This window comes from Okeania sp. SIO3B5 (assembly GCF_010692555.1).
Lineage (GTDB): Bacteria > Cyanobacteriota > Cyanobacteriia > Cyanobacteriales > Microcoleaceae > Okeania.
In genome coordinates this window covers 1-8453 of record NZ_JAAHHG010000439.1, presented here as the reverse complement: position 1 = coordinate 8453, position 8453 = coordinate 1, and the positions used below count along the sequence as shown (strand labels likewise).

Sequence of the window (8453 nt, the reverse complement as noted above, 5' to 3'; positions counted from 1 at the left end):
TTTTTTGTTTCACTGGTTTAGTCGCCACCTTGAGAAAGTCAAGTATTCCTTGAGCTGCGTGAGCAACACTCAATTCCCAAACTTGTCGTCCCGAACCTCCTTTCGGTAGTCTACCAGTAGCAGATGCAGTAGTAGCAGGAGAAAAGAAATTTTGCCACTTAGGAGTTTCCCTGTCAGAAACTGCAGAAATATCTTCAGAAGTAACATATCCTTTGTCTAAAAATCTTGTGAGTAATTCCTTTCCTGCTTCATTTTTCGCACGTTGCAATAGAACTTTCCTAGAAGCTTCACCATAAACCCATAAATCTTTTACTTCATCCGCCACAGAGTCTGGCCCAACTCCACGCAAATAACGAACGTAGTCAAATAAAACACCTTGAGGTCGGCGTTTGAGTACCTCATTAATCATAACTGCATAATCTTGACGTGCTTCTGGACTGTAAGGATCAATGAATGTATGAAAAGCATGACTTGCACCTAACTGATTGTGCAAACTAGCATTATCTGGAATCACATCAAGAGTTGTTTGACCTTTACCATTGCGAGCTAAAGCTTGTTGACGGTAGGGTAGTTGAGAGTAAGTATAGCCAAAGTTGATGGTAAATACCCAAGCATAAGCTCGCAAACCACGAACGCCTGTTTTTTTGAGACTCTCAGCTAATAGATCGACATTTTCATAACCAGGGACGCGCAGTACAGAGGGCCAAACTGTGGGATTATTTGCTGCGGGAAGAAGCACTTGTCCATCATAAAAAGCTTCTATGTAAACTTGATTGTAGCCTTTATTAACTACATGGTCGAGTATTCTGTCGATTTCTCCTGCTCTAGCATCACAAGGATATAGTCGCAACCAGATGCCTTGAGTTCTTGGCCAGTTTCTCAGGCGACAGTTGTTTACTTCTCTACCGTGTTGAATCAAGATATTTTGATATTGTTTTTCTGCTTCTTTGTTTCCAGCTAAGACTGCTTGACGTAAGTTTTCTTTTGTAGCGATCGCTTCTGGTGACAACCGACAATAAGCATCTGTTTGTGCTTGAGCTGGTTGCTGATACGAAAATAATGGATTTGCTACTAGGCAAAATAAAGTACCTAATAGAGTATTATATAAGATTTTTTTTGTTTGAATTTTTTTCTGTGAAGTATAATTTTTGTTCATAAGAATAATTAAATTTATTTCCTCATATAAATAAACAGAATAACACCTAATTGTTGATTAGTTATTCAGTCAATAGCTAGTCTTTCAGTATAGTTGAAAAATAAATTGTATAGTGCTACGAAATAGGATACAGACATTCCTCTATTTTCTACTCCTTCCTACTCTTTTTTTACTCAATTTTATATTGTCCTAACCAGAAAATGCAGTGATATAATTAATAGTGGGACTTACACAACTTTTGACCCCAAATATAGCCAAAACTCTCTGTGTGAGAGGCAAATACGTCGCGGTTATTAGCCAACCAATCAAAAAAACGGTGCATACATAGCTGTACGAAAAGCTTCCAAAGCATCAGTAAATGTCTTTAAAAGTTTATTGGCCCATTGCATCTGCAATCCTCCAGTTAGTTTATGCCAAATGATAAAAGTATAAGCACAAAATACCAAAATAAAATGGCGTTCTAGACTCCATTTATCTCTTACTTGATATTCTCACTGGCCCCAACCATCATGATTGCTTCTCGGTAAAAAACCCGGTTTGCTTAAATCTCTATGCTTCTGTAGCAATTAAAAAATCAACAAAAATTATTGTGTAAAGTTTTGTAACAAAAATCAAAAAATAGATAGGAAGCTGGCATAAAAATGCTGGCTCTTCCTAAATAGTTTTAATAGGGGCGCAGGAAAACCAATGGATTTTCCGGGCCACCTGACTCAAAACCGAGTTGTCCGTCAGTATTTTTCTGGTGGGCCGGGGAGTCAAAAAAAAAATAGGGGCGCAAGAAAGCTACCAACTTTCGGGCCCCCGGTGAAATTAAAAGCTAATTATCAGGACATTATACCATGCTCGAAGCAGCAAGTAATTACCGAGATGGCCGATTAAGTAGGTCCTTAAAACTGGACGATCGCCTCCCCAAAGCCCCGGGAGAGGGTATGTTAGTCGCGATCGCTCCCGATGTCGAAGCAATACCCACATTAGAGGTGGGAGTTCGTGCCGGGGCAAAGGTGCTAGTTCTCAATCCGCAACGAGATAGCATCGCTCAAATTACCGAGGCTATAGGCAAGAGTAAGATTTCTAGCTTGCATCTAGTCGGTCACGGCGTTCCCGGGAGTATCTTTTTAGGTGGGACTGTTCTGAGTCTCGCTAATATCCAACAATATCGACCGCAACTTCTGGAATGGGGCGTGTCGGAAATCCTTATCTATGGTTGCAACGTCGCTGCGGAACCTCAGTTTTTGCAGGTTCTCCATCAATTAACTGGTGCCAATATTGCGGCATCCACTAAGAAAGTTGGTAATGCTGCCAAGGGTGGCAGTTGGGAGTTGGAAACTGTTATCGGGGAGGTTGAGACTCGCCTGACTTTTGAACCTCAAGTTATTCGTAACTATCCGGGGGTTTTCACTTTCCAACCTGATGTGTTCGATCCTGAGAAACTACCAAGTTTGGAGTTCTCCCAGGCCACCTACCGAGTAAGGGAAGACGGCACTGTAATTGGAGCAGATGTCACCATCGAGCGCACCGTCAGCCTTAACGGCATATCCACCGTCGAAGTGCAATTAAGCGACGGTAGTGCCAAAGGAGGCGAAGACTTCGATAACGCGACCCAAACCGTTGAATTTGCTAATGGGGAAGCGAGCAAAACTATAACCATTCCTATTACCGATGATCTAACTGTCGAAGGCGACGAAAGCCTCGAACTCACCTTGAGTAATCCCAGTGACCTAACAGTGCTGGGCGTTCAGAGGACTGCCACCCTGACTATTCTCGATAACGAAGCTCCCAAAGAGGATGCTGGCGGCGACGAAATTGCCGATGCGAGCCAAGTTCGTGTGGGTGGGAATAAAAACTACAAAGACTGGGTTGGTCGGGAAGACGGAGACGACTACTACAAGTTCGCTCTGGGTTCCCGCAGCAATGTCGATTTATCTCTCGATGGCATGACTGCTAATGCTGATTTCGAGTTGCTCGATAGCAAAGGCGAGGTGATTGCCAGTTCCAAAAACCTGGGTATCACTCCAGAGTCAATTAGTCAAACCCTAGACGGGGGGGTTTATAATCTTCGGGTTTCTTCTGCTGACGACAGCAGCACTTTCTACGATCTGAATCTCCAGACTCAATCCCTATTGCCTGGAATTACTACCACTGGAGCGGAAGCGCCGTTTTTCACAACCGCGCCGATATCAGAAAATAGCGCTTTCGTACCGGCACTGGCGAAATCGTCTTCTCTGATAGGTATGGATGATTTCCGCGCCAATCCCCGTTTTGCTGGTATCGATGGTAGCGGTTTTGCTACTGTAATTTTGGATACAGGTATCGATCTAGATCATCCCTTCTTTGGCGACCGCATTGTTCATTCCTTCGATTTTGCTAACGGGGATGCGGATGCCAGCGATCCCCAGGGGCACGGTTCTAATGTTTCCAGCATTGTTGCCTCCTCCGATCAGGTTCACACGGGGATGGCTCCGGGGGCCGACATCATTCATCTCAAGGTTTTTAAGGTTGTTGACGGCAAGCTTGAGGCAGATGCGGAGGCGATCGAAAATGCCTTGCAGTGGGTAGTTGAGAACGCGGAAGAATACAACATTGCCAGCCTCAATATGTCTCTGTCGGATGGGGGAAATTACACTGCTGCAAATATCCCAGATTATGGTTGGGGTGACGAACTTAAGGCGTTAGCGGACAAGAATATTATCGTCAGTTCTTCTTCTGGCAACAAGTTTCACTCCCACGATAGTCAACCTGGTGTCAGCTATCCCTCGGTAGATCCGAATTCTCTTTCTATTGGGGCGGTTTACGATTCTAATGTGGGAGGCAAGGGTTATCCAGATGGTGCCCTGGCTAATTCTACGGATGCCGACATCATCGCTCCTTTCTCTCAGCGCCACGAAAATTTAACTACGGTTTTTGCTCCCGGCGCTCCTATTACTGGTGCTAACCATAATGGCGGTACCGTTACCTTTGATGGCACGAGTCAGGCAGCACCCCATGTCTCTGGTATTGCGGTATTGGCGCAACAGTTGGCAGAACGAGAAATGGGTCGCCGTTTGACTCCCAATGAGTTCGGACAGCTATTGCGCGATAGTGGCGTTGCTATTAACGATGGCGACGATGAGGACGATAACGTTACTAATACCGGAGACAACTTCAAGCGGGTTAATATGCTGGCTCTGGCTCAGGAGATTGATGTTAACGAAGCTCCAGTAGTTAGCAATCCCATCCCTGATTCTTCGGCACAGAATTTTTCCGATTTTACTTTTGCTGAGAATACTTTCACTGACCCAGACCCGGGCGATAGCCTGACCTATTCGGTAAGGGTGTTGAACGGGCAGAGTCAGGATGAAGGTGCGGAGCGTGCGGTTCCAGCCGGAGACCTACCAGCCTGGCTCGCTTTCGATCCAGCCCAGCGCACTTTTGATGTTATAGGCGATCGCCCAGATTGGTTCAAATTAAATCTCGAAGTGAAAGCAGAGGATGAGTTTGGCGAAACTGTGACAGACGCTTTCGAGCTAGAGCGAGGTATCTTGAATCGTCCTCCAGTAGTTAGCAATCCCATCCCTGATTCTTCGGCACGGAATTTTTCCGATTTTACTTTTGCTCAGAACACTTTCACTGACCCAGACCCGGGGGATAGCCTGACCTATTCGGTAAGGGTGTTGAATGGGGAGAGTCAGCGGAACAATGTGAAGAGCGCGGTTCCTGCCGGAAACCTACCAGCCTGGCTTACTTTCGATCCGGCAAATCGCACTTTTGATGTCAAAGGAAATGACCCGAACTGGTTCAAATTAAATCTCGAAGTGGAAGCACGGGATCGGTTTGGCGAGACTGTTAAAGACACTTTCGAGCTAGAGCGCGGCAACTTAATTAACCGTATTAACCGTCCGCCACAAAGGACTGGAACTCGTCTGTTTACTCAAGGAGTTAACTGGACTAATAATCCTGCCTTGCGCAACACTTTGAAGTTTACCTTTGATGAGAATACCTTCACCGATCCAGATCCGGGTGATGTCCTGACTTATAAAGCCGAGTGGTTCCGTGGCGGTAATGGTCGGCAGACAATTCAGTTCAACCCCAATACTCGTACCTTTACTATCAACCCGGGGATGACAGGGGATAACTGGTACACGGTGACAGCAACAGACCCGCATGGTGCTACTGCTACCGATCAAATTCATTTCTACCGCCGCCACGATGGCATCGCCATTGACAACTACATCGAAGGCGGCACCGCATTCTTCGATGCGAACAAAAACGGCGTACTCGATGACAACGAACCATCGGCAACCACCAACGAAAAAGGGGAATTCGACCTCGATATCGACCCCTTTATCTTCGACACCAACCAAAACGGCACAGTTGACCCCTCCGAAGGTCGCGTCGTCATCATCGGCGGTACCGACACCGCCACCGGTTTGCCCCTGGAAACCCCCATCTATTCCACCCCAGATTCCACCGTTGTCACCATGTTAACTAGCGTGGCAGCGGACTTAGTGGAACAAGGACTCACCGTGGAACAGGCGCACAACCAAGTCAAAAACGCCTTTTCCCTGCCATCAGAAGTTGACCTCGCCACCCTCGATCCCGTTGCTGCCACCGAGGCCAACGAACCAGGGGCTGCCGAAGTCTTCAACAGCATGATTCAGGTGCAAAACACCGTCACCCAAATCGCTCACTTGCTCGATGGCGCCTCCACCGCCGACCTCGACGAACTCTCTGGGGCAGCTATAAAAGCCATTGCCAACAAAGTCAAGGATGGCCAGCTCAACTTAACAACCGCCCAACCCATAGAAGGGTTAATTAACGATGCCGCCAATGCAGCGAAAGCGATCGACCCGGAAATTAAGGTTAACTTAGTATCCGACGTAGCCGCTGAAGTTGCCGACGTCGTAGCCGAAAGCAACGATCGCATCGACAATGCCGCATCCAGCAACACCGGAGCCGACATCAGCAAAGAAGTCGCCAAAGTCCAAACTATCACAATGGGCGAAACCAGCGACGACCTTGAGGAACTTACCGCAGGCACAAAAGAGATAGAACAGGTCGTTGCCGAAAACACCGGTTCTGCTTTAGACGACCAGATCGAATCCGGTGTCGGCGAAGATATCGAAGTCACCCCCGGGGAAGAAATAGAAGGCACTCGCCGTCGGGACGTTTTGACTGGGGGCGACGGCGACGATACCATTACTGGTTTCCAAGGTCGGGATATTTTGACTGGGGGCGACGGTAGCGATCGCTTCGTTTACGACAGTTTGTTAGATGCAGGTGACATCATCAAGGACTTCGATCCCGGCAGCGATGAAATAATCCTCACCGAACTATTAGACGGTCTCGGTTACCAAGGAGACAACGCGATCGCCGACGGTTATATCCAACTTGCCTCCCGTGGTGGAACCACTATGATTTCCATAGACGCAGACGGTCCCGATGGCCCCGGTCGTTTCCGTACCTTTATCGCGGTGGAAGGGATTTCCGAAAACGCATTGAACGACCCCAGCAACTTCGGATTTTAAGCAATAACTGTGGAACAGGCAAATTATCTAAGAGTGCCTGTTCTACGGGGTTCCATTCCCCTCTTCCTCGTTCCCCTCTCCTTCCGGGGGCGAACGGGGTGGCGAACAGGCAAATTATCTAAGAGTGCCTGTTCTACGGGTTTCCATTCCCCTCTTCCTCTTCCTCCCCCCTTTTCAAGCTATGCTTTACCCACATATTTCTTAACATAAAACTTGACAAAACTGACAAATTATGGGTAAGTCTTAGTTCGGCTTTTTTGGGAGAAAAATGTATGAAAAAGCACATTTATCTGTAAAGTTTTAAGTATTTTTACTTAGGCAATATGATTTTTTCTCCGTGTCTCCCCCTCTCCGTGTCTCCCCGTCCGCACAAGGGTTTCAGGAGTTATGGGTAAGGGATAGCTTTTCAAGGGGGGCTGGGGGGGATCAACACAATTTATTCAGAACAACAAAAAAACCATGACTAACAAATTGCAAAAACTCGGAATTTTCGCTGCCACTTTAGCCCTTGGTTGCAGCGTAATTAATGTTAATAAAGCCCAAGCCCAATTCCATTCTGACGTTCAAGAACCTACTACCACAACTTACGATTTCGATTTAACTATCGACGCCGGTCCTTTATTGGATCAAACCTTTGACGGTTCCTTCAGTTATAAAGACTCGAAAGTCACCGGAGTCGGCGAAGAATATATCGAACTCGATGACTTTGAATTTGACTTTTTGGCAACCAAATACACCTCGGAAACCCATGACGATTTATTCGCAGAAGTCCTGTTATTCGACGGCGAATTTTTAGGGTTGAGTTTGGCAAACGATACCTTTTCTTTTAACCCCGGTTTCTTTGAATTGGAAGAGTCGTTTTTCTCCTACAATATCGGCGATGTAGAAGGTACCGGAGAGTTTAATTATGCCCGGCGCCCTCCCGTTCCTATTGGTGGTGGCGACGACGATAACCTCAAGTCAACTCCCGAACCTAATACTATTATTGGATTGGGAATTTTGGGCAGCAGTTTGTTGTTGAAAAAAGTTAAATCCAAGAAGTAAAACGACACCGTAGAACAGGCAATATGCCTGTTCCTTTGCAGCCCAGAAACCAGGTTTTTTGGAAAAACCTGGTTTCTCAAATCCAACAATTTTATTAAGCACAAAAAACATGAAAACAACCATCGCAAAAATAGGAGTTTTTGCTACCAGTTACGCCCTAATTTTTTGCATAACAAATGCCGCCAATGCTGCTACTATCAGATACGATTTGGATTATCGATTAGACAGCGGCGAAACCAGCAGCGGTTTTTTTAGTTACGACGATACTTCTGGGATAGTCGATGAAGATTGGATGCGCTATGAAGTGACCGACGGTTCCTTTTTAGACTGGGATATTTTGGGAGAAGACTTCTGGTTTTGGGCAGCCAACGAAGACGGAGTTAATGGAGTAGATGCTGGAGAAGCGATCGCCTTTTCTAATTCCTATTGGGAAAGCGAGGAAATCTTGCAGGTAGTCCTTCCTGGAGTTGAGGCTTCAAATTTTGGTTGGTCTGGGGAAATTCTCAGTCGCGAGTTTCAGGAAATTTCAGAGAACGAAGTTAAGAAAGCAGTGCCAGAACCGGGAATGTTAATTGGTTTGTTTTCTCTTCCTTTCTGGGGATGGATCGTGAAAAAGAAAGGGTAATACCATTTTGAAAAAAGAATGTTACGAATAATAAGTGCAATAAAAAAAATTTGCAGGAAATGTCCCTTTGATAAAAAAGATAATTTATGACCTAAAAACTGGTATTAAATCTATTCCCATACGA

At 46.0% G+C, this 8453-nt stretch carries 4 protein-coding genes and 1 pseudogene; 3 read left to right on the top strand and 2 right to left on the bottom strand.

What is annotated here, in order from left to right; genetic code table 11:
* Positions 1-1156: hypothetical protein (locus tag F6K54_RS34800; RefSeq protein ID WP_293088233.1), on the bottom strand; the 1156-nt coding region annotated here is incomplete at its 3' end.
* A gap of 214 nt (positions 1157-1370) precedes the next feature.
* Positions 1371-1688: pseudogene (locus F6K54_RS34795) on the bottom strand (IS701 family transposase); the annotation flags it as partial.
* Positions 1689-1995: 307 nt separating this feature from the next.
* Here F6K54_RS34795 and F6K54_RS34790 point away from each other — a divergent pair.
* The 3 genes from F6K54_RS34790 (at position 1996) to F6K54_RS34780 (ending at position 8329) form a co-directional block, all read left to right on the top strand.
* Complete coding sequence (locus F6K54_RS34790) at positions 1996-6660, top strand: DUF4347 domain-containing protein (RefSeq protein WP_293088231.1); 4665 nt, start codon at positions 1996-1998, stop codon at positions 6658-6660.
* Positions 6661-7119: 459 nt separating this feature from the next.
* Positions 7120-7704, top strand: coding sequence for a PEP-CTERM sorting domain-containing protein (locus tag F6K54_RS34785; RefSeq protein WP_293088229.1), 585 nt, complete (start codon positions 7120-7122; stop codon positions 7702-7704).
* Between the two features lie 109 nt (positions 7705-7813).
* The gene (locus F6K54_RS34780) at positions 7814-8329 is read left to right on the top strand and encodes a hypothetical protein (protein ID WP_293088227.1); all 516 of its coding nucleotides are present in this window, start codon (positions 7814-7816) and stop codon (positions 8327-8329) included.
* Positions 8330-8453: the final 124 nt, after the last annotated feature.

Bases quoted from the DNA above. Each gene is read 5' to 3' on its own strand.
- F6K54_RS34790 (WP_293088231.1), top strand. From the start codon at position 1,996: ATGCTCGAAGCAGCAAGTAATTACCGAGATGGCCGATTAAGTAGGTCC.
- F6K54_RS34785 (WP_293088229.1), top strand. From the start codon at position 7,120: ATGACTAACAAATTGCAAAAACTCGGAATTTTCGCTGCCACTTTAGCC.
- F6K54_RS34780 (WP_293088227.1), top strand. From the start codon at position 7,814: ATGAAAACAACCATCGCAAAAATAGGAGTTTTTGCTACCAGTTACGCC.